Source organism: Cellulomonas sp. plas2 (genome assembly GCF_057221735.1).
Genome location: NZ_CM170155.1, coordinates 1,997,475 through 2,018,184, shown reverse-complemented (window position 1 = coordinate 2,018,184; position 20,710 = coordinate 1,997,475). Strand labels below are relative to the sequence as shown.

Annotated in this window: 20 protein-coding genes and 1 pseudogene; 10 read left to right on the top strand and 11 right to left on the bottom strand. The window is 77.2% G+C overall.

Annotated features, from left to right (window positions below; all coding sequences use genetic code 11):
* Positions 1–41: 41 nt before the first annotated feature.
* Positions 42–1,526, top strand: a complete 1,485-nt coding sequence (gene der / locus AC2TDM_RS09065) for a ribosome biogenesis GTPase Der (RefSeq protein WP_090033914.1) — start codon at positions 42–44, stop codon at positions 1,524–1,526.
* 69 nt (positions 1,527–1,595) lie between these two features.
* A complete protein-coding gene (locus tag AC2TDM_RS09060; protein WP_484634423.1) occupies positions 1,596–1,997 on the top strand; it encodes a hypothetical protein in 402 nt (133 codons plus the stop codon).
* Positions 1,998–2,059: 62 nt separating this feature from the next.
* Here AC2TDM_RS09060 and AC2TDM_RS09055 read toward each other — a convergent pair whose 3' ends face one another.
* Complete coding sequence (locus AC2TDM_RS09055) at positions 2,060–2,935, bottom strand: hypothetical protein (protein ID WP_090033912.1); 876 nt, start codon at positions 2,933–2,935, stop codon at positions 2,060–2,062.
* Between the two features lie 120 nt (positions 2,936–3,055).
* Here AC2TDM_RS09055 and AC2TDM_RS09050 point away from each other — a divergent pair.
* Both AC2TDM_RS09050 and AC2TDM_RS09045 read left to right on the top strand, forming a co-directional pair.
* Positions 3,056–4,132, top strand: a pseudogene (locus tag AC2TDM_RS09050) (DUF885 family protein); the annotation flags it as partial.
* Positions 4,133–4,217: 85 nt separating this feature from the next.
* Positions 4,218–4,799: a DUF885 domain-containing protein gene (locus tag AC2TDM_RS09045; protein ID WP_203708870.1), complete on the top strand. Its 582-nt coding sequence runs from the start codon at positions 4,218–4,220 to the stop codon at positions 4,797–4,799.
* Between the two features lie 24 nt (positions 4,800–4,823).
* Here the strand turns inward: AC2TDM_RS09045 and AC2TDM_RS09040 are convergent, their stop codons facing one another.
* Entirely contained in the window at positions 4,824–6,137 is a 1,314-nt protein-coding gene (locus AC2TDM_RS09040) for a malectin domain-containing carbohydrate-binding protein (protein WP_090033910.1), read from the bottom strand.
* A gap of 110 nt (positions 6,138–6,247) precedes the next feature.
* Here AC2TDM_RS09040 and AC2TDM_RS09035 point away from each other — a divergent pair, with 110 nt between their 5' ends.
* A complete protein-coding gene (locus AC2TDM_RS09035; protein WP_239078865.1) occupies positions 6,248–6,670 on the top strand; it encodes an isoamylase early set domain-containing protein in 423 nt (140 codons plus the stop codon).
* A 39-nt stretch (positions 6,671–6,709) separates the two neighbouring features.
* Positions 6,710–7,537 carry an alpha/beta fold hydrolase gene (locus tag AC2TDM_RS09030; RefSeq protein ID WP_090033908.1) on the top strand — a complete coding sequence of 276 codons (828 nt, stop codon included), beginning with the start codon at positions 6,710–6,712 and terminating at the stop codon, positions 7,535–7,537.
* A 31-nt stretch (positions 7,538–7,568) separates the two neighbouring features.
* Here the strand turns inward: AC2TDM_RS09030 and AC2TDM_RS09025 are convergent, their stop codons facing one another.
* Together AC2TDM_RS09025 and AC2TDM_RS09020 are read right to left on the bottom strand one after the other, a co-directional pair.
* Positions 7,569–7,907 (bottom strand): STAS domain-containing protein, encoded by a 339-nt coding sequence (locus AC2TDM_RS09025; protein ID WP_090033907.1) that lies wholly within the window; start codon positions 7,905–7,907, stop codon positions 7,569–7,571.
* 58 nt (positions 7,908–7,965) lie between these two features.
* A complete protein-coding gene (locus AC2TDM_RS09020) occupies positions 7,966–9,519 on the bottom strand; it encodes a GAF domain-containing protein (protein ID WP_090033905.1) in 1,554 nt (517 codons plus the stop codon).
* A 158-nt stretch (positions 9,520–9,677) separates the two neighbouring features.
* On the opposite strand from AC2TDM_RS09020, the gene AC2TDM_RS09015 reads away from it, so the two are divergent.
* Together AC2TDM_RS09015 and AC2TDM_RS09010 are read left to right on the top strand one after the other, a co-directional pair.
* Entirely contained in the window at positions 9,678–11,063 is a 1,386-nt protein-coding gene (locus AC2TDM_RS09015) for a magnesium chelatase ATPase subunit I (protein ID WP_484634422.1), read from the top strand.
* A gap of 11 nt (positions 11,064–11,074) precedes the next feature.
* Positions 11,075–13,129, top strand: a complete 2,055-nt coding sequence (locus AC2TDM_RS09010) for a vWA domain-containing protein (protein WP_090033902.1) — start codon at positions 11,075–11,077, stop codon at positions 13,127–13,129.
* A 31-nt stretch (positions 13,130–13,160) separates the two neighbouring features.
* On the opposite strand, the gene AC2TDM_RS09005 is transcribed toward AC2TDM_RS09010, so the two are convergent.
* The 4 genes from AC2TDM_RS09005 to AC2TDM_RS08990 are packed head-to-tail and all read right to left on the bottom strand — an operon-like array spanning position 13,161 to position 16,214.
* Positions 13,161–13,943 (bottom strand): SCO1664 family protein, encoded by a 783-nt coding sequence (locus AC2TDM_RS09005; RefSeq protein ID WP_090033900.1) that lies wholly within the window; start codon positions 13,941–13,943, stop codon positions 13,161–13,163.
* Positions 13,940–14,488, bottom strand: a complete 549-nt coding sequence (locus AC2TDM_RS09000; protein WP_090033899.1) for a DUF3090 domain-containing protein — start codon at positions 14,486–14,488, stop codon at positions 13,940–13,942. The genes AC2TDM_RS09005 and AC2TDM_RS09000 overlap by 4 nt, the downstream gene beginning before the upstream one ends.
* Before the next feature lie 9 nt (positions 14,489–14,497).
* Positions 14,498–15,217, bottom strand: a complete 720-nt coding sequence (locus AC2TDM_RS08995) for an MSMEG_4193 family putative phosphomutase (RefSeq protein WP_090033897.1) — start codon at positions 15,215–15,217, stop codon at positions 14,498–14,500.
* A 34-nt stretch (positions 15,218–15,251) separates the two neighbouring features.
* Positions 15,252–16,214, bottom strand: coding sequence for a universal stress protein (locus AC2TDM_RS08990; protein WP_175499556.1), 963 nt, complete (start codon positions 16,212–16,214; stop codon positions 15,252–15,254).
* Positions 16,215–16,358: 144 nt separating this feature from the next.
* On the opposite strand from AC2TDM_RS08990, the gene AC2TDM_RS08985 reads away from it, so the two are divergent.
* Positions 16,359–16,505, top strand: coding sequence for a chromosome partitioning protein (locus AC2TDM_RS08985; RefSeq protein WP_139224461.1), 147 nt, complete (start codon positions 16,359–16,361; stop codon positions 16,503–16,505).
* A gap of 9 nt (positions 16,506–16,514) precedes the next feature.
* Positions 16,515–17,774, top strand: a complete 1,260-nt coding sequence (locus AC2TDM_RS08980) for a BaiN/RdsA family NAD(P)/FAD-dependent oxidoreductase (protein WP_090033894.1) — start codon at positions 16,515–16,517, stop codon at positions 17,772–17,774.
* A gap of 1 nt (position 17,775) precedes the next feature.
* Here the strand turns inward: AC2TDM_RS08980 and AC2TDM_RS08975 are convergent, their stop codons facing one another.
* From AC2TDM_RS08975 to AC2TDM_RS08965, 3 genes are all read right to left on the bottom strand, one after another.
* Complete coding sequence (locus tag AC2TDM_RS08975; RefSeq protein WP_090033892.1) at positions 17,776–18,762, bottom strand: M20/M25/M40 family metallo-hydrolase; 987 nt, start codon at positions 18,760–18,762, stop codon at positions 17,776–17,778.
* A 122-nt stretch (positions 18,763–18,884) separates the two neighbouring features.
* Entirely contained in the window at positions 18,885–19,904 is a 1,020-nt protein-coding gene (locus tag AC2TDM_RS08970) for a glutamate--cysteine ligase (RefSeq protein WP_239078863.1), read from the bottom strand.
* A gap of 171 nt (positions 19,905–20,075) precedes the next feature.
* Positions 20,076–20,345 carry a hypothetical protein gene (locus AC2TDM_RS08965; RefSeq protein ID WP_090033891.1) on the bottom strand — a complete coding sequence of 90 codons (270 nt, stop codon included), beginning with the start codon at positions 20,343–20,345 and terminating at the stop codon, positions 20,076–20,078.
* Between the last annotated feature and the right edge of the window lie 365 nt (positions 20,346–20,710).

Genomic DNA, 20,710 nt, shown 5'->3' with positions numbered 1-20,710 from the left:
CCGGTGCGCGGCGGGGGCCGGGCGCCTGGGATGATGGCCCCATGACCCTCGACGCGAGCGACGCCCCCGGCCCCGACGCCCCGGACCCGGTGGACGACGCGGAGCGCGAGCGCGCCCTGCGCGCCGGCCTCGCCGACTACGAGCTCGACGAGGCCGACCTCGCCCTCCTCGAGGGCGGCGACGACGACGACGAGCACGGCGGCGCCGACGCGGCCTGGCCCGTGCTGGCCGTCGTCGGGCGGCCGAACGTCGGCAAGTCGACCCTGGTCAACCGCATCCTCGGCCGGCGCGAGGCGGTCGTCGAGGACAAGCCCGGCGTCACCCGGGACCGCGTGAGCTACCCCGCGGAGTGGGCGGGCCGCGAGTTCACGCTCGTGGACACCGGCGGCTGGGAGGTCGACGTCGCCGGGATCGACGCGCGCGTGGCCGAGCAGGCCGAGGTGGCCATCTCCCTGGCGGACGCCGTCGTCTTCGTCGTCGACGCGACGGTCGGCTCGACGGACACCGACGAGCGCGTCGTCCGCCTGCTGCGCCGCTCGGGCAAGCCCGTCGTGCTCGCGGCCAACAAGGTCGACGGCCCCCGGGGTGAGGCGGAGGCGGCGGAGCTGTGGAGCCTCGGCCTCGGGCAGCCGTACCCCGTCTCGGCGCTGCACGGGCGCGGGACCGGGGACCTCCTCGACGCCGCGATGGACGCGCTGCCCGAGGTCACCGCGCACGGCCGGGCACCCGTGCGCGGCCCGCGGCGGGTGGCCCTCGTCGGGCGGCCGAACGTCGGCAAGTCCTCGCTGCTCAACAAGGTGCTGGGCGCCGAGCGGGTCGTCGTCGACGCCACCGCGGGCACCACCCGGGACCCGGTGGACGAGCTCGTCGAGCTCAAGGGCGTCCCCTACGTCTTCGTCGACACGGCCGGCATCCGGCGCCGCGTCCACCAGACCTCGGGGGCCGACTTCTACGCCTCGCTGCGCACGCAGGCCGCCATCGAGAAGGCCGAGGTGGCGGTCGTGCTGCTCGACGCCTCGGAGCCGATGACGGAGCAGGACACCCGCGTCATCCAGCAGGTCGTCGACGCCGGGCGCGCGCTCGTCATCGCCTACAACAAGTGGGACCTCATGGACGAGGACCGCCGGCCCTACCTCGAGCGCGAGATCGAGAAGGAGCTCGTGCAGATCCGCTGGGCGCCCCGCGTCAACGTCTCCGCGCGCACGGGCTGGCACACGGACCGGCTCGTGCCCGCGCTCGAGCGGTCCCTGGACTCGTGGGACACCCGCATCCCCACCGGCCGGCTCAACGCCTTCCTGGGTGAGCTCGTCGCCGCGCACCCGCACCCCCTGCGGGGCGGCAAGCAGCCGCGCATCCTCTTCGCCACCCAGGCCGCCACGCGGCCGCCGCGGTTCGTGGTGTTCGCGACCGGGTTCCTCGAGCCCCAGTACCGCCGGTTCATCGAGCGGCGGCTGCGGGAGGCGTTCGGGTTCGAGGGCACCCCGATCCAGGTCGCCGTCCGCGTGCGGGAGAAGCGCAAGCGCTGACGTCCGGCGGGCGGGGCGGGCAGGCCGTACCGTGCCGGGGACACCCGTCGTCGTCTCCCAGGAGGACCCGTGAAGCTCCGCCACGTCCCGCCCCGCCTCGCCGCCGGTGCGTACATCCTCAACTCCGGGCTGTCCAAGCGCGGCGGCGACGAGGGCACGGCCCAGGCGCTGCGCGCGATGGCGGCCAACGCCTACCCGTTCCTCGAGGACGTCGAGCCGCGCACGTTCCTGCGGGCCCTGTCCGCCGCCGAGATCGCGCTGGGGGCGGCCCTGCTGCTCCCCGCGGTGCCGACGAAGCTGGCCGCGCTGGCCCTCGGTGCCTTCTCCGGCGGCCTCGTCGGCATGTACGCCCGGACGCCGGCTCTGCACGGCGAGGGGTACGACCTGCGGCCGAGCCCCGACGGCATCGGCGTGGCGAAGGACGTGTTCCTCGTCGGCATCGCGGCCAACCTGCTGCTCGACCGCGACTGAGGGACCGCGCCCGAGAGAGCGCGACGAAGGGCCCGCGCCCGGCGGGCGCGAGGAGGAGGGCGTCAGCCGGCCGCACCCGGCGGGACGCCCTCCTCCCAGTTCTCGGCCGTCTGCAGCACCCAGAACGCGGCGAAGAGCAGCAGCAGCACGAGCTCGACGACGAGCACCGTGCCGCGCGGGGGGTCGACCAGTCCCACCGCCTGCGCCCCTGCGAGCAGGGCCGCGGCCACCACCGTGCCGGCCATCCCGACCGCGATGGCGGCGTAGGCACCCGCGTACTGCCCGGGACGCAGGGCGCGCACCGAGACGCGGGTGCGGACGGCGCGCGCGTTGAGCGCCGCGACTCCGGCGACGAGGCCGAACAGCGCGACCGCGGCCACCCAGTGCGCGAGGAGCAGGAACGAGGGCCGGCCCAGCACGAACCAGACCGTCAGGGCGGCCCAGACGAGCGCGGCGACCGCCGTCCAGCGCAGCTCCTGCGTGCGTCCCGGCGAGCCCCGCCGTCGGCGCTGCACGAGCGCCGTGACGACCAGCAGGACCGTGCCGACGACGAGCAGCGCCGCGACCTGCACGCCGACGGCCTCCGCGGCGCCCGGCGGGAGGCACCGGCGGCCCGCGCAGCGGGGGTCGTCGGCGGCCAGCGGGGTCGGCGCCAGCCCGACGACGGGCGCCAGAAGACCGGCCAGGTTGAGCAGCCCGTCCTCCGTGCCGCGCCGTCCCCGGATGGCCAGCAGCGCCGTCCCGGTGGCGACGAGCACGCCGACCAGGACGTCCCGGACGGGCGTCCAGTAGGCGGCGCTGATGGAGTCGAGGACGACCGTGCCGCCGTGAGCGCCCGCGCCCGTCACCCGCAGCAGCACGAGCGCGAGCAGCAGGAGCAGGACCAGGCCTGCGACGCCGAGGCGGAGGAAGCGGTACGTCTCGACGGCGGGCCCCACCGGGCCATCCTCACCCGCCCCACCCACGTCCGCCCGGTCGGCTCACCTCCGGTCGACCCGCGCGCGGGCGCGGCCTCGTCGCCGTGCGCCCTGCGACGACACGCCCGTAGGGTCGCGAGGATGACCCCGCCGACGACCGCGCCGACGACCCCGCCGACGACCCCGCCGACGACCCCGCCGACGACGAGCACCCCGTCCGACGCCCCCACCGCCCGGGAGGTCGCCGACCGCTGGGTCGAGCGGCTCGCCGACCTCGACCCGGCGGTCGGCACCGGGCTGGGGATCCGCCCCGGGGACGACCGGATGCCGGACCTGTCCGCCGCCGGGCTCGCGGAGCGCGCGGCGGCGGCGCGGGCGGCCCTGGCCGAGCTCGAGGGGGCCGCCGTCCGCGACGACGACGACCGCCGGTGCGCCGCGCTGCTGCGCGAGCGGCTCACCGCGCAGCTCGCGGTGCACGAGGCCGGCGAGGACCTCGTGGCGCTGCGGCCGATCGGGTCGCCCGTGCAGGTGCTGCAGGGCATCTTCCTGCTCATGCCCCGGACCACGGAGGAGGACTGGGCGGCGGTGGCCGGCCGGCTGGGGCACGTGCGCGCCGCCGCGGGGTCGGTCCGTGACGCCCTCGCGCACGGGCTGGCCTCCGGGCACGTGAGCGCGCCGCGCCAGGTGGCCGCCGTCGTCGACCAGCTCGGGGCCTGGCTGCCGACGGCGGGGTCCCCGGGCTGGTACCACGAGCTCGTCGACGGGGCGCCGCCGGCGCTGGCCGACGACCTGCGCGCCGGTGCCGACGCGGCGACGGACGCGGTGGCCGGGCTGCGCACCTGGCTGGCCGAGCACTACGCGCCGCGGGCGGCGGGCGTCCCGGACGGCGTGGGCGCGGACCGGTACCGGCTGTCCGCGCGTCTGCACCTGGGCGCCGACGTGGACCTCGAGGAGGCCTACGCCTGGGGCTGGGAGGAGCTGGCGCGCATCGAGGCCGAGATGGCCGCGGAGGCCGGCCGCGTGCGCCCGGGAGCGGGCGTGCCCGAGGCACTGGCCCTGCTCGAGGCCGAGGGGGAGGCCGTCGAGGGCGTCGAGGAGGTCCGGCGGTACCTGCAGGGGCTCATGGACCGCGCGGTCGCCGAGCTCGACGGCACCGTCGTGGACGTGCCCGGGCCGGTGCGGCACGCGGAGGCGATGATCGCGCCGCCCGGCGCCGCCGCCGCGCCGTACTACACCCGCCCGTCGCTCGACTTCAGCCGGCCGGGGCGCACGTGGCTGCCCCCTCGGCCGCACCCGGTTCCCCGTGTGGGACCTGGTGAGCACCTGGTACCACGAGGGCGTCCCGGGGCACCACCTGCAGCTCGGCGCCTGGGCGCACCGGGCGGCGCAGCTCTCGCGCTACCAGGTGAGCATCGGGTCGGTGTCGGCGACGACCGAGGGGTGGGCCCTGTACGCCGAGCGGCTCATGGACGAGCTCGGCCACCTGCGGACGCCGGGGGAGCGGCTCGGCTACCTCGACGGGCAGCGCATGCGGGCCGTGCGCGTCGTGGTGGACATCGGCATGCACCTCGGGCTGCGCCTGCCCGCGGGGACCGGGCACGCGGGCGCGACCTGGACGCCGGAGCTCGGACGCGCGTTCTTCGGCGCCCGGAGCGGCTCCCCGGCGGCCTTCGTCGACAGCGAGGTGACGCGCTACCTCGGCTGGCCGGGGCAGGCCATCAGCTACAAGCTCGGCGAGCGCGCCTGGCTGCGGGGCCGCGACGCGGCCCGCGCGCGCCACGCCGCCGAGGGCCGGGACCTCGACCTGCGCGCGTGGCACACGGCCGCGCTCGGGCTGGGGTCCCTGGGCCTCGACGACCTGGAGGGCGAGCTCGCCCGGCTGTGACGACGGCCGGCCGCGCCGGCTGCGTCAGGGCGCGACGCAGGACCAGGGGGACGGGTCCGCAGGCGCGACGGTGGGCGTGGGCGTGGGCGTGGGCGTCGGGGTGGGCGTCGGGGTGGGCGTGGGCGTCGGCGTGGGCTTGGGCGACGCCGTGGGCGCGACGGTCGGCGCGACGGTGGGCGCCGGGGTCGGGCTGAGGGTCGGGCTGGGGGTCGGGCTCGCGGTCGCGGTCGGGCTGGGCGTCGGCGCCGGGCCGGGCACGGGCGCGACCGCGGTCGTGGGGTCGAGCAGGAGCTGCACCTCGACCGCCGAGAGCGTGGCCAGGTCCTTCGTCGCCGTGAAGGCGACGGTCAGCTCGCCGTCCGTGACCGGCACGTCCCGCGTGACGCTGTAGGCGGTGTCCTTGCCGACCGCGGCGACGAGGTCGAGGTCCTGCACGACGGGCGCACCCTCCGCCGCGACCGAGAAGACGCGCCGGCCCGGGGCGTCGTACCAGTTCTCGAGCATGTGCAGGGTGACGCGGTAGGTCCCGGCCTCGCCCACCGGCAGGCGCAGCGCGGACAGGCCGATGCGCAGGCGCGAGTAGAGGACGTCGTCGGTCGTGCCGGCGACCGGGCGGTCGGCGCTCGTCGTCCAGCGCCCGCCCACGGTGCCGCGCTCGGCCTCCCACGTGCGGCCCGCGCCGTCGACGAAGGGCGTGCTCTGCCCGGCGGTCACGCGGACGGGCGCCGGCGTCGGACGCACGAGCACCGCCTCGACCGCCGAGACGGTCGCCTCCCCCTTGCGCGCGGTGAACCCCAGGTCGAGCCGGCCGTCCTCGACGAGCACCGTGCGGCTGACGGTGTGCGCCGTCCGCGCCCCGGCGGTGGCGACGAGGTCGAGGTCGGTGACGAACGGCGTCCCCTCGGCCGCCACGGAGAACACCCGGGACCCGGCGGTGGCGTACCAGTTCTCCTGCAGGTGCAGCGTGACCCGGTAGACGCCGCCCGTCGGCAGCGCCAGCGACCACGACCCCAGGCCCGCCCGCAGGCGCTGGTAGAGGGCGTCGTCGTCCGTCCCGGCGACCGGCCCCGGGGTGACCGACGTCCAGCGGCCCCCGACCGTGCCGCGCTCGGGGTCCCACCGGCGGCCCGCGGTGTCCGTGTACGCCTGGTCGGACCCCGCCCGCACGCGCACGGCGGTCGTCGTGCCGGCGGCCGTGTCCGAGGCGGTCGCGGCGGGCACCGCCGGCAGCGCGGCGGCGGCGGTCGCGGGGGCGGCTCCGAGGACGGCGGTCAGCAGGGTGGCGGTACCGAGGGCGGCGCCGGTGAGCAAGGTCGTCAGGGAGCGTCGGGTGGCCATGCCACCATGTCGGCGCGACCGGGTGGTGCCCTTGAGGGACCCGCGCCCCCGAGCAGGGCGGACGGCGCACGGTTCACACGGTCGCGTGAACGGGCCGTACGCCCGGTCGGGTGACGGGTACAGGTGTGATCCTCGCCGCGTCCGGCGCCGTCGCCCGGCGCGCCGCCCGCCCGGGGCGCCGCTCGTCGGGCACCCTCTCGCTGGCCGCCGCCGACCGGCGCGGCGACGACAGGACCGTCGAAGGACCCGCAGTGATCAAGCAGACCCGCTCCCGCCAGGCCGGCACGTGCACCCTGACGTTCGCCCTCCCCGCGGAGGAGGTGACCGGGGCCGTCAGCGTCGTCGGCACCTTCAACGACTGGACGCCGGGGCAGCACGTGCTCAAGCGCCGGTCGAACGGCACGGCGAGCGCGTCCGTCGTCGTCCCCGGCGGCACGACGGTCCGGTTCCGCTACCTCGCGGAGCACGGGCGCTGGTTCGACGACCACGCCGCCGACGTGGTGACCGCCGACGGGAGCGTCGTCCACGTCTGACCGCTGGTGCGCGGCCCGGGCCGGGGGCACGCTGCTCGGGTGGACGGCTACGCGCACGACGGGCTGACCTTCCGGGTGCGGGACGCGGGCGACCCCGCGGGCGCGGCGGTCGTGCTGCTGCACGGGTTCCCGCAGGACGGCTCGGCGTACGACGCGGTCGTGCCGCTCCTGGTCGGGCACGGGCTGCGCGTGCTCGCGCCCGACCAGCGCGGGTACTCCCCGGGCGCGCGGCCGCGGGGGCGGGCGCCGTACCGGCTCGACCGCCTCGTCGGCGACGTCGTGGCGCTGCTCGACGCGGCGGGCGTGGACCGGGCCGTCGTCGCCGGGCACGACTGGGGCGGCGCCGTCGCCTGGGACCTGGCGGGGCGGCACCCCGCACGCGTGCGCGGCCTCGTGGCGCTGTCGACCCCGCACCCCGCGGCGATGGTCGCGGCGCTGACGCGCAGCACCCAGGCGCTGCGCTCGTCGTACATGGCCGCGTTCCAGGTGCCCGCCCTGCCCGAGCGGGCGCTCCTCGCGCACGACGGCGCGCGGCTGCGGCGCGCGCTCGTCGCGTCGGGCCTGGAGCCCGCGCGCGCCGACCGCTACGTCGCGCGGATGCGGGAGCCGGGCGCCCTCACCGCCGCGCTGGCCTGGTACCGCGCGCTGCCGCTGCCCGGTGGCGGCGGCGGGGGACCGACGCGCGTGCCGACGACGTACCTGTACGGCGAGGACGACCCGTTCTTCGCGCCCGCCGGCGTGGTGGCGACCGCCCGGTTCGTGCGCGCGCCGTTCCGCTCGGTGCGGGTGCCCGGTGGCCACTGGGTCCCGGAGGGCCACCCCGCGGCCGTGGCCGCGGCCGTCGTCGAGCTCGCCGGCGCGCGGTAGCGCGTGACGGTCGAGCCGGTCGTCCTCGTCCTCAGTCGTCGACGAGCTCGAACAGCTCCTCGAGCGCCATCATCGACACGAGCGTCCCCAGCTCGGTGTGCCGGTGGTGCTCCAGCCGCAGGCGACGCGGCAGGAAGGGCCGGGCCAGCCGGATGAGGAACGACAGGCCCGAGGAGTCGATGAACGTCAGCCCGCGCAGGTCGACGCTGGCGCTCGTGCCGTCGCGGGCGACGATGGGCGGGATCGTCGCGTGCCGCAGGACCGTCTCCACGTCGACGGCCCCGCGCATGACGACGTAGGCGTGGCCCTCGAAGAAGGACACGCTGATCGTCCCCTCCTCGGTCGCGGCTGCCGCGTCGTCGTGGCCCATCACGCCATGGTGCGGCACGGGCCCGGGATCGGCAGCGCCAGCCGGGGCGGCCGGTCCCTCAGCGGGCGGCCGCGCCGTCCTGCCGGAAGACGGTGGCCATGCGGGCCTGCTCCTCGAGCACCTCGGTGATGCGCGCCTGCACGGTGTCGAGCTGCCCGACGATCTCGCTCGTCGCGTGGATGCCCGCCGCGACGGCCCGGCTGCTGCCCTGGATGCCCGCGATCTGGGCGGCGACGCGCTGGGTGGCGGCCGCGGTCTCGCTGGCCAGCGCCTTCACCTCGCCCGCGACGACGGCGAACCCGCGCCCGACGTCGCCGGCCCGGGCCGCCTCGATCGTCGCGTTGAGGGCGAGCAGGTTCGTCTGGGCGGCGATGGTGGTGATGACCTTGATGACGTCGCCGATCGCCGCGGAGGCGGCCCCGAGGGCCTCGACCTCGGTGCGCATGGCCGCGCTGCGCCCGACGGCCTCCTGCGCGACCGTCCCGGCGTCGCGGGCCGCCGCGCGCAGCTGCGACACCGTCTGCAGCAGCACCTCCGCGTTGCGGGCGTCGGCCGAGGACCGCCGCAGCACCGACAGGCGCTGCGACACGAGCTGGGCGACGTTGCGCAGCGCCGCCGTGCGCGACGCGGACAGCGCGATGGACTCCGTCGTGAAGAAGTCCATGGTCCCCACGACGACGTCGCCGTCGGTGATGGGGAAGCAGACCCCCGAGCGCACCCCGGCCCGCCGGGCGGCCGGCGCCCGCACGCAGTCGGAGACGTCGGCCAGGTCCGGGACGAACACCAGGTCCCGCGCACGCCACGCCCGGCCGGACAGGCCGACGCCCTCCGCGAAGGAGGCCTGCTCGGTCACGCGGCGGAACTCCGCGCCGGCGGTCCCCGACTCCAGGGCGAAGCGCAGGACGGCCGCCTCCGGGTCCAGCGCCCAGAACGAGCCGTAGGCCCACCCGAAGGCGGTGCGGACGGACTCCAGCGCCGCACGCACGGCCGACGCCTCGTCGGTCGCCGCGCTGACCTGGCCGACGACCGTGGTCACCGCCTCGCGGTCGGCCAGGGTCTCCTGCATCTCGGAGGCCGCGAGCGCCTGCCGCCGGGCCAGCGTCGCGATCCGGCTGATCGCCGACCACTTGTCGTCCGCGAAGCGCGGCAGCGGGTCCTCGCCGTAGAACTCCATGACGCCGACGACGTCGCCCTCGTCCATCATGGGCACGGCCGCGCCCGCCACCATGCCGGCGGCGGCGGCCGCGGCCCACCGGGGGCAGGCCCCGCGGTCGGCGGCCTCGTCCGCCCGGACGAGCACGGGGCGCCGCCCCCGCGCGGCGCGCTGGAGGATGCCGCCGTCGGCGGACGTCGCGCCCGCCCCGGCGCCGAGCACCGAGGTCAGCCGTCCGGTCTCGTACGCGAGGGTCAGCGACCCGTCCCGGGCCGGCACCCACCGGGCCCCGTACGCCAGGCCGAGGGTGCGGACCATCGCGTCGGTGAGCTTCACGCGGGCGTCCTGCGCGTCGCGCACCCCGTCGTCGAAGGCCAGCAGGGCCTGCTCGAGGGCCTCGACGTCGCGCGGGAACGGCAGGGCGGCGGCGGGCGCGGCCGGCGTGCGGCGCAGGAACATGGCGAACCTCTCGTCGACGTGGGGTCGCGCAGCGCTCGGGACGCGGCGTGGTCGTCGCGGTCCCGATCGTCCGGGGATCGGCGTCGCTGAGGGATCGGCGGCACCGTCGTCGACCTGGCGTCGGCGCACGCCGTGGACCCGGGGTTAGGCTCGTCGCGATGATGCGTCCCCCTGCGACGACCGTCGGCGAGCTGCGGGCCTCGGGCCACGAGCTGCGCACGGTCCGGGCCGAGCTCCGCGAGAACCTCCTGGCTGCGCTGCGCGAGGGGCGGGACCCCTGGCCGGGCATCCACGGCTTCGAGCACACCGTCGTCCCCCAGCTCGAGCGCGCCCTGCTCGCGGGGCACGACGTGGTGCTCCTCGGCGAGCGGGGGCAGGGCAAGACCCGGCTGCTGCGCACGCTCGTCGGGCTGCTCGACGAGTGGTCGCCGGTGATCGAGGGCTCCGAGATCGGCGAGCACCCGTTCGACCCCATCACGGCGGCGAGCCGGCGCCGCGCCGACGAGCTCGGCGACGACCTGCCCATCACGTGGCGGCACCGCGAGGAGCGGTACGTGGAGAAGCTGGCGACGCCGGACACCTCGGTGGCCGACCTGATCGGCGACGTGGACCCCGTCAAGGTCGCCGAGGGCCGCACGCTGGGCGACCCGGAGACGATCCACTTCGGCCTCGTCCCGCGCAGCCACCGCGGCATCGTCGCCATCAACGAGCTCCCCGACCTCGCCGAGCGCATCCAGGTCGCGATGCTCAACGTCATGGAGGAGCGCGACGTGCAGGTCCGCGGCTACGTGCTGCGCCTGCCCCTCGACGTCCTCGTCGTCGCGAGCGCGAACCCCGAGGACTACACCAACCGCGGGCGCATCATCACGCCGCTGAAGGACCGGTTCGGCGCGGAGATCCGCACGCACTACCCCCTCTCGCTGGCCGACGAGGTCGCGGTGGTCCGGCAGGAGGCGACCCTCGTCGCCGACGTGCCCGACCACCTGCTCGAGGTCCTGGCCCGGTTCACCCGGGCGCTGCGCGAGTCCAGCGCGGTCGACCAGCGCAGCGGCGTCAGCGCGCGGTTCGCGATCGCCGGCGCCGAGACCGTGGCCGCGGCCGCGCTGCACCGGGCGGCCCGGCAGGGCGAGGACGAGGCCGTGGCCCGGCCCGTCGACCTCGAGACCGCCGTGGAGGTGCTCGGCGGCAAGATCGAGTTCGAGCAGGGCGAGGAGGGTCGCGAGGACGAGGTGCTCGACCACCTCCTCCGGATGGCGACGGCCGAGACGGTCCGCGAGCACCTGCGCGGCCTGGACCTGACGCCCCTCGTCGCCGCCATCACGGGTGGCGCCCTGGTGAGCACGGGCGAGCAGGTCGCGGCCGCGGCGTTCCTGGCCGGTCTGCCCGACCTCGGGGAGCTCCCGCTGTACGACGAGATCGCCGACCGCAAGGGCGGCGACACCCCGGGGCGTCGCGCCGGGGCGGTCGAGCTGGCCCTCGAGGGGCTGTACCTGTCGCGCCGGATCAGCAAGGAGACCGGTGACGGCGAGACGGTCTACGGGTAGGGCGGGTTGACATGGTGCGGGCGAACCGGCGGCTGACGCGGTTCTCGCGGTACCGGCCGTACACCGACGGCCCGGACCCGCTGGCACCGCCCGTGGACCTGCGCGCCGCCCTCGACGCGATCGGCGAGGACGTCATGGCGGGGTCGTCCGCCGAGGGGGCGCTGCGCGAGCTGCTGCGGCGGGGCGCCGGTGACGGGCCGGGCCTGGACGACCTCGCCCGGCGGGTGGCCGAGCGCCGCCGCGAGCTGGTCGGGCGGCACCGCCTGGACGGCACGCTGGAGGAGGTCCGGCAGATCCTCGAACGGGCCCTGCGCGCCGAGCGCGGGCAGCTCGCCCGCGACGTCGACATGGACGAGGGCGACCGGGCGCTGGCACAGATGCAGCTCGACGCGCTGCCGCCGTCGCCCGCCGGCGCGGTCCGGGAGCTGGCGTCCTACCCGTGGCGCAGCGCCGAGGCGCGGGCGGAGTACGAGCGGATCGCCGACCTGCTCGGCCGCGAGATGCTCGACCAGCGCTTCGCCGGCATGAAGCAGGCCCTCGAGGGCGCGACGGACGCCGACCGCGCCGACCTCGAGCAGATGCTCGACGACCTCGACGACCTGCTGGCGGCCCACGCGCGCGGCGAGGACACGACCGGGGCGCTGGAGAGGTTCCTCGACCGGCACGGGGAGCACTTCCCGGAGCGTCCCGGGTCCGTCGACGAGCTGCTCGACACCCTCGCGCAGCGCGCCGCCGCGGCCGGGCGGCTGCGCAACTCGCTCACGCGGGAGCAGCGCCGCGAGCTCGACGCGCTGGCGCAGGGCGCGTTCGGCTCCCCGGGCCTGGCCGAGCGGCTCGCGCGCCTGGACGGCACGCTGCGGTCCCTGCGACCGGGCGAGGACTGGTCGGGGTCGGAGCGGCTCGACGGCGACGAGGGCGTCGGCCTGGGCGAGGGCGTCGGCGTGCTGTCGGACCTCGCGGACCTCGACGCGCTGGCCGAGCAGCTCGCGCAGGCCCACCCCGGGGCGAGCCTGGACGACCTGGACCTGGAGACGCTGGCGCGCCAGCTGGGCCCCGACGTCGCGGTCGACGCGCGCGCCCTGCAGCGCCTCGAGGAGGCCCTGCGCTCGTCGGGGGCGCTGCGCCGCGGCGCCGACGGCCGGCTGGCGCTGTCGCCGAAGGCCATGCGCCTGCTGGGCAAGGGCATCCTCCGGGACCTGACGGGGACGCTGTCGGCGCGCGCCGGTGCCCACGACCTCGACCGGGCGGGAGCCGCGGGGGAGCGGTCCGGGTCGACGCGGGAGTGGGCCTTCGGCGACACCGAGCCGTGGGACGTCACGCGGACGCTGACCAACGCCGTGCTGCGCCGGGCCGGCGAGGGCGGGCCGGCGGACGGTCGCCTGCGGATCGACGTGCGCGACGTGGAGGTGCAGGAGACCGAGGCCCGGACGCGGGCGTGCGTGGCGCTGCTGGTCGACACGTCGTTCTCCATGGCGATGGAGGGCCGCTGGGTGCCGATGAAGCGCACCGCCCTGGCGCTGCACACGCTCGTGTCGAGCCGGTTCCGCGGCGACGCGCTGCAGCTCGTCGGGTTCGGCCGCACCGCGGCGGTCATGCCCGTGGAGGCCCTCGTCGGGCTCGACGCGCAGTGGGAGCAGGGCACGAACCTGCACCACGCGCTGCTGCTGGCCAACCGGCACTTCCGCCGGCACCCGGACGCCCGCCCGGTCCTGCTCGTCGTGACGGACGGGGAGCCCACGGCGCACCTGCAGCCCGACGGCGAGGCGGTCTTCCAGTACCCCCCGGACCCGCGGACCATCGCCCTGGCGGTGCACGAGCTGGACGCCGCGGCCCGCCTCGGCGCCCGCACGACCGTGTTCCGGCTCGGTGACGACCCGGGGCTGGCCCGCTTCGTCGACGGCATCGCCCGCCGGGTCGGCGGCACCGTCGTCGCGCCGCGCGCGGAGGACCTCGGCGCGGCGGTCATCGGCTCCTACCTCGGCTCCCGGTCCGAGGACGGGCGCGGCGGACGCGGCGACGGCCCCGACGACGCGCTGCGCGGACGTGGCGGCCGCTGGTCCCGCTAGAGCCGGACCGGCCGGGACGAGGGGAGGGGCGTCAGAACAGCGGCCAGGGGACGGCGGGCATGTCGCCGCGCGGCCGCGGGAAGCGGCCGACCCGCAGCAGCCGGTCGCACCGGCCGACGAGCGCCGTCAGCTCGCGCCCCGTGAGCAGCTCCGCGAGCCGCAGGCCGAGGTCGTCGTCGAGCGCGGCCCGGACGCGCTCGACGCCCGCCAGCTCCTCGTCGTCGAGGCGCTCGCCGACCCAGCCCCACAGCACCGTGCGCAGCTTGTGCCCCTCGTGCAGCGTGACGCCGTGGTCCACGCCGAGGCGCCGGCCGTCGGCCATGGGCAGGACGTGCCCGCCCTTGCGGTCGGCGTTGTTGAGCACCACGTCGAGGACGGCCATCCGGCGCATCGCCGGGGAGTCCTCGTGGACGACGGCCACCGCGCGGTCGTCCTCGTCGGTCCCCTCCATGACGGTCCGCCAGCCCTCGGCCGGGACGGCCTCGACCGGGACGACGTCCACGGGGTCCTGCGCCGGGTCCTGCTCCTGCCAGAGCTGCACCATGCCGGGCCCGTGCGGCCCGTCGCGCAGCCAGGTCAGCGGGACGACGCCCCAGCCCGTGGCCTCGGAGACGAGGTGCGCCGCGACCTCGCGCTGCGCGAGCGTCCCGTCGGGGAAGTCCCACAGCGGCCGCTCGCCGGAGACCGGCTTGTAGACGACGGCGACCCCGTCGACCCGGCCGAGGAAGGTCGCGTTCGACGCGACGGTGATCCGCCCGAGGAGCTCCAGCTCCCCGTGGTCGAGGTCGGCGTCGGGGGGGACGTCGAGCGTCACGGGCCGTCGGGAGCCGCGCAGTCGTGCCCGTCCTCGTCCACCGGCCGGCCGCAGCGGGGGCACGGCGGCCGGCCCGCGCGGACGACACGCCGGGTGCGGTCGGCGAACGCGCGCGCCGTCCCCACCGGGATCCGCACGAGGAGGACCTCGCTCGGCTCGGGGAGCTCGGTCTCCTCCTCGTCGTCGGAGCCGCCGACGACCGGGAACGCCTCCAGCACCACCTGGGCCGTGCGGGGGTCGAAGCTCAGGCGCATCGCGCCCGTGCGGAAGTCCTCCTCCACCGGCTGGTCGAGCGGCTCGTCGTCGAGGAGCTCCGCCGGGGTGCCGGACGGGACGCTGTGGCGGTTGCCCTCGTCGGCCATGAGCTGGTCGAGCAGCTCGTCGAGCTTCTCCGCCAGCAGGGCGGACTGCTCCTTCTCCAGCGCCACGCTGGCGATCCGCGGACCGCTGCGGACCTGCAGGTAGAAGGTGCGGGACCCGGGGCGCCCGACGGTCCCGACGACGACGCGGTCGGGCCAGTCGAACTCGTGGACGAGGGTCGGCATGGGGCCACTCTAGGAGCGGGGGGCGCCGCCGTCGTCCCCGGGGGCGGCCGGGCCCGCGCCGCCGCCCACAGGTGCGTCCGCGACGGGTGCCGGGGCCGCCAGCCAGGACAGGTCGCCCCCGTCCGTGTTGGTGCTGACGACCTCCCGGCGGCCCGTGCCGTAGCGGACGACCGACACCGACGCCGGGCCGACGGCGATGCGCTGGAACAGGTCCAGGTGCATGCCGAGGGCGTCGGCGAGGACGGCCTTGATGACGTCGCCGTGGCTCACCGCGGCCCACACGGCCGCCGGCCCGTGCGCGGCCTCCACCGCGGCGTCGTGCCGGCGCACGGCCGCCACCGCCCGGGCCTGCATCGCCGCCATCGCCTCCCCGTCGGGGAACACCACGGCGGACGGCTGCGACTGGACCGCCGACCACAGCGGCTCCTGCGCGAGGTCCTTGAGCAGCCGGCCCTGCCACGTGCCGTAGCCGCACTCCGTGAGGTCCTCGTCGACCACGACCTCGGGCGTGCCGCCCTGCCGCGCGAGCAGGGCGTCGGCGGTCTGCCGGCAGCGCTCGAGCGGGCTGGTGACGACGCGGGCCAGCGGCACGGGCGCGAGCCGCTCGCCCGTCCGCTCCGCCTGCGTCGTGCCGGTGGCGTCGAGGAGGACCCCGGCGGTCCGGCCGGCGAGCACCCCGTCGACGTTGGCGGTGGTGCGTCCGTGCCGGACGAGGAGGACGGTGGCCACCCCGCGACCCTACGGCCCGCCGTCCGGCGGGGCCTCAGGCCTCGCGTTCCTCGTCCTCGTCGGCGTGCACGACGAGGACCGTCCCCGGCGCGTCGCGCACGACCGCGTGGCTCACCGACCCGAGCAGCAGCCCGCGGAAGGCCCCGAACCCGCGCGACCCGACGACGAGCAGCCGTGCACCGGCCGCCCGCCCGACGAGCGCGGGCACCGGGTCCCGGTCGACGACCTCGGCGCGGATCGTCACCCCCGGCCTGCCGGCGGACAGCTCCGCCACCGCGTCGGCGAGGGCCCGGCGGGCGGGCGCGTCGCCGTCGGCCGGCCCGACGACCGGTGGCAGCCGGCCTGGTGTAGGGGCCGCGGGGCGGGCGTGCAGCACGAGCAGCGGTGCCTCGTACCGCTGCGCGGCCTCCGCCGCGAGCGCGGCGGCCGCCAGCGACGCGCGAGACCCGTCGACGCCCACGACGACGGGCGCGCCGGCGGCCCGCGTCGTCGGTGACGTCGTCGTCGGCGGAGCGCTCGTCGCCGACGCCGCGGTCACTGCACCCGCGGTCGCCGACGCCGCCGCCGCCGTCTCCGAGGCCGTGTCCCGCACGACGGCGACCGGGCACCGCGCGTGCGCCGCGAGGTGGGCGGCGACCCTGCCGACTCCCTGCGCACGCCCGGCCCCGACGACGAGCAGCTGCGCCGACGCGGACAGCGCGCGCAGCCCGGGCACGGTCGGTCCGTGCACGAGGTGCGTCGACACGGTCACGAGCGGACGCCCGCGGAGCACCTCGGCGAGCTGCGCCTCGAGGTACTCCTTCGCGGCCCGCCCCAGGCCCGCGTCCTCGACGAGCGGGTACCAGCTCCAGGTCGGCATGTCCTGCGGCTCCTGGTAGGCGCGCACGAGGACGGCCGGCGCTCCGCGCAGCTCCGCCTCGCGCAGCCCCCACGCGAGCACCTGCGCGCTGCCGGCCGACCCGGCCAGTGCGATCAGGACCGGACCGTCGGTGCGCATCGCGACTCCCTCCGTCGGGGCCGGCGCTCGTCGGGTCGTCGTCGAACGCCTCCTCCAGCCTGGGCACATCGCACGGCGTCCAGGTGGGACGGAGGTCCTGCACGTCCGGTGGCGGGGTGGTCGGGGCGGGGGCACGGTGGGGCGATGACCGAGGACGCCCCCCGCAGCTTCGACCCGCAGCAGCCCGACCTGCCGAGCCTGGCGGTCGACCCCGACCCAGACGGCACGCCCGAGGAGCCGCAGGACACGAGCCTGCAGCCGCTCGACGAGGACGGCTCCGCCCGCCCGTAGGGTGGGCGCATGACCCGGGTCGCTGTCGTCGGCGGCGGCCCGGCCGGCCTGATCGCCGCCGAGGTGCTCGCCGGTGCCGGCATCGGGGTGACGGTCCACGACCGCATGCCGTCCGTGCCGCGCAAGTTCCTGCTGGCGGGCCACGGCGGCCTCAACATCACGCACAGCGAGGACGTCGGGCGGATGCTCGAGCGCTACGGCGCGTCCGCCGAGCGGCTGGCCCCCGCGCTCGCGGCCTTCGGTCCCGACGACCTGCGCGCCTGGTGCGCCGACCTCGGCGAGCCGACGTTCGTCGGGTCGAGCCGCCGGGTGTTCCCCGCGTCCTTCCGCGCGACGCCGCTGGCCCGCGCGTGGCTGGCACGCCTCGCCGGGCTCGGCGTCCGGCTCGAGCGGCGGCAGCGCTGGGAGGGCTGGGGCGACGACGGCGCGCTGCGGTTCCGGGCCGAGGACGGCACGACGAGCGAGGTCCGCGCCGACGCCACCGTCCTCGCGCTCGGCGGTGCGTCCTGGCCGCGGCTCGGGTCGGACGGCGGCTGGGTGCCGGTCCTCGCCGCGCGGGGCGTGGAGGTCGCAGCGCTGCGGCCGGCGAACGTCGGGGTCCGGGTCGGCTGGTCGGACGTGTTCGCGGAGCGCTTCGCGGGCACGCCGCTGAAGCACGTGGCGGTCTCCGTGCGTCCGCCCGTCGGCGGTGCCCCGGTGCCGGCCGTCCGCGGCGACGCGATGGTCACGGCCGCCGGCCTCGAGGGGGGTCCCCTGTACGCCCTCGGGGTCGCGGTGCGCGAGGCCCTCGACGCCGACGGCCGCTGCGTCCTCGAGCTGGACCTGCGCCCCGACCGCTCGACGGACGAGCTCGTCGAGCGGCTGCGGCGCCGCCGGCCGAAGGACTCCGCCTCGAGCTGGCTGCGGCGCGCGCTGGGGCTCGACCCCGTGTCCGTAGGCCTCCTGCGCGAGGCCGGCGGCGGCCGCCTGCCGGACGACCCGGATGCCGTCGCCGCGCTCGTGCGCGCCGTGCCGGTGGTCGTCACCGGCACCATGCCGATCGCGCGGGCCATCTCGACGGCCGGCGGCGTGGCGTGGTCGGACGTCGACCCCTCCTTCATGCTCCACCGGCTGCCGGGCACCTTCGTCGCGGGGGAGATGCTCGACTGGGAGGCGCCGACGGGCGGCTACCTCCTGCAGGCGTCCTTCAGCACCGGCGTGGCGGCGGCCCGCGGGGTCCTGAAGTGGCTGGGCACGTCGGAGCCGTCGGCTGGCGGACCCGACGTCTGACTCAGCCCTCCGCCAGCCGGCTCGACAGCAGCGCGAGGGTGGCGGTGCCGGCGTGCAGCAGGTCGACCCGCACGCTCTCGTCGCTGTCGTGCCAGTGGTCCTCGACGAGCCCGGTCCCGAAGAACACCACCGGCGCGCCGAGGGACGAGGCCAGCAGGTCCGCCGGTGCACCGCCGCCGTTGCGCATCTGCCCGACCTCGCGCCCGAACCCCTCGGCAATAGCCTGCCGGAGGGCCGCGACGGCCGGCACGTCGTCGGGCGTCCGGTACGCCTCCTGGGCGGTCTCCAGCGCGATCTGCAGCGCGTGCGGCACGGACGGCCCGAGCGTGTCGGCGACGAAGGTGCGCAGCGCCTCGGCCACCCGCTCGACGCGCTGACCCGGCACCGTGCGGATGCTCATCGCCGCACGCGCCACCGCGGGGGTGACCGCGCGCAGCGGGCCCTCCACGTCGCCGGCGACCACCGAGGTGACCTCCAGCGCCGGTCGCAGCCAGAGCCGCTCGAGGACGGAGTACCCCTCCTCCCCGCCGACGCTGCGCGTCTCGCTGCGCGCGAGCCAGTCCTCGTCGGAGTAGGGCAGGGCCGCGATCGCCGCCCGCTCGGACTCGTCCGGCGGCAGGACGTCGTCGTAGAAGCGGGGCAGGGCGATCCGTCCGTCGGGCCCGACCAGCGCGGCCACGAGCCGGCAGAGCGCGAGGACCGCGCTCGGTGCCGGCCCGGACACCGCCCCGCTGTGCGCGTCCCGTTCCGGGCCGTACACCTCGAGCTCGGCGCTGAGGACGCCGCGGATCCCCAGGCACACGGCCGGGGCGTCGGCGCGCCACAGCAGGGTGTCGGAGAGCACGACGAGGTCCGCGTCCAGACGGGGCCGGAACCTCTCGACGAGCCCGGCCAGGTGCGGGGAGCTCTGCTCCTCCTCGCCCTCGACGAGCAGCTTGAGGTTCACGGCGGGCACGTCGCGTCCCGTGGCCGCCAGGTGGGCGCGCACGGCCCACCGGCCAGCGCCGGTCGCACGTGCGCGAGGAGCGCCGCGACGGCCTCCACGGCCGGTACGGGCGCGAGCCCGAGCGGGTGCACCAGCACGTCGTCGAGCCCGGACCGGCTGGCCCGCTAGGCGGCCATGCGCAGGATCGTCGTCGGCACGTCGGGGGCGGGTTCCCCGGCCCGCCACTCCGCGGCCGCGGTCTCGACGAGCGCCCGGCACAGGACGGCCAGCAGCGCCACATCGGCCGGGTCGAGGCAGACGTCCGCCACCCGGACCTCGACGGTCGGGTAGCGCGCGGACAGCCGGGCGTCGAAGTAGACCATCCCCTCGTCGAGCGGCACGCCGGTCGCCAGCAGCGCCGCGACCTCCGCGCGGTACCGCTCCGGCGAGCCGAAGAGGTCGGTCGGGCCGGCGCCCGGCCACCGGACCCAGGCCTGCGTGCGATAGCTGGCGTAGCCCGTGTCCTGGCCGTCGCGGTAGGGCGAGTTGGCCGACAGCGCCAGCAGCACCGGGAGCCACGGCCGGATGCGGTCGAGGACGGCGACGCCCTCGTGCGGCGAGGCGACGGCCACGTGCACGTGGCAGCCCGAGGTCAGCTGCTCGCTGCACGTGATGCCGAAGGCGCGGGCGATGGCGTCGTACCGGTCGCCGGGGGCACGGGTGGGGACGACCGGCAGCGGCGAGCAGGCCAGGGCCGCGGCCCGGGCACCGACGGCGCGCGCCGCCTCGTCGGCCGCCGCTCGCAGCCGGCGGAGGTCGTCGAGCAGGTCGTCGGGGGAGGTGCGGGGCGGCGTGGCGGTCTCCACCTGCTCCTGCTGGAGCTCGGCCCCGAGCGGCGGCGCGACGACGGGGGTCCCGGAGCCCGCGTCCGTGCCCGACGTGCTCGCGGCGAGCAGCGCCGCGGCCGCGAGGGCCTGGGGGGCGCGGGGCACGGGACGTCCCGTGCGCGGGTCGACGAGGAGCAGCTCCTCCTCGACGCCCATGGTGCGCAGTCCCGTCGGGGCGGCGACCGGGGCCGCTCCGAACGCGGCGAGCGCCAGGGCGTCGGCCACGAGGGGGGAGGGGGACGCGGGTGCGGTGGGCGCGGTGCCCGGTCGCAGCAGAGGCGTCGCCGTGGCAGCACGGCGCCGGGTGGTCGGCAGCATGGTGGTCTCCGTCGCTCGACGGCGAGGCCGGCAGGCTCTGCACCGGCGGGCCGCGACCGGCACCTCTGCCGGCGGGGCCGGACAAGCGTCGCACCGGCCCGCCTCCGCCGCACCACGACGACGACGACGGGAGCGTCCGCGCCCAGCACCCCGCGCGCGGACGCGTCCTCGTCAGAGCCCGAAGCCCGTGCGTCGTGGGGCGCCGCCCGGCGGCTGGAGCTGACCGAACACGGCCTCCTGCACCTGGCCGAGCATCCGCTCCGCACCGGCGGCGCCCGCCCGCAGCGCGTCGTGCGCCTCGCGGTTGCACTCGCGGCACAGCGCCGTCCCGTCGAGCAGCGTCAGCGCCGCCCGCAGGGTCCCCTGGTCCAGGTGCCGCGCGCACCACCCCAGCGGGCTCGGCGGCGCGACGTCGCGGATGACCTCGGGCTGCTCGCTCACCCCGTCAACCTAGCCCGGTGTCACCCTGTCGGCCCTGTCGTGGCCTGGCCGCGGGGCGACAGCTCGGACGAGGACGGTAGAGGCCGCCGCAACCGACGGTGCGATGGCCTCTGATGTCGTAGACACGGTGTCGGGCTGACAGCATTTGAACCTGCGACCCCTTGACTCCTAGATCGGCGGGGCCTCCCCCGCCCATTCGCGGTCGAATGTACGGCGCGCCCGGTGGTCACCTCCGCACGCGTGGCGGGCACGCCGTCGGGGCCTTTTCGGAGACCCATCCGGATGGCGGGCAACTGTGGCCAGGCTGAGCCACCGACCCGTAGCGGAGCCCAAGAGCACGACGCAGGGCAGGGGCAAGGGTGGCC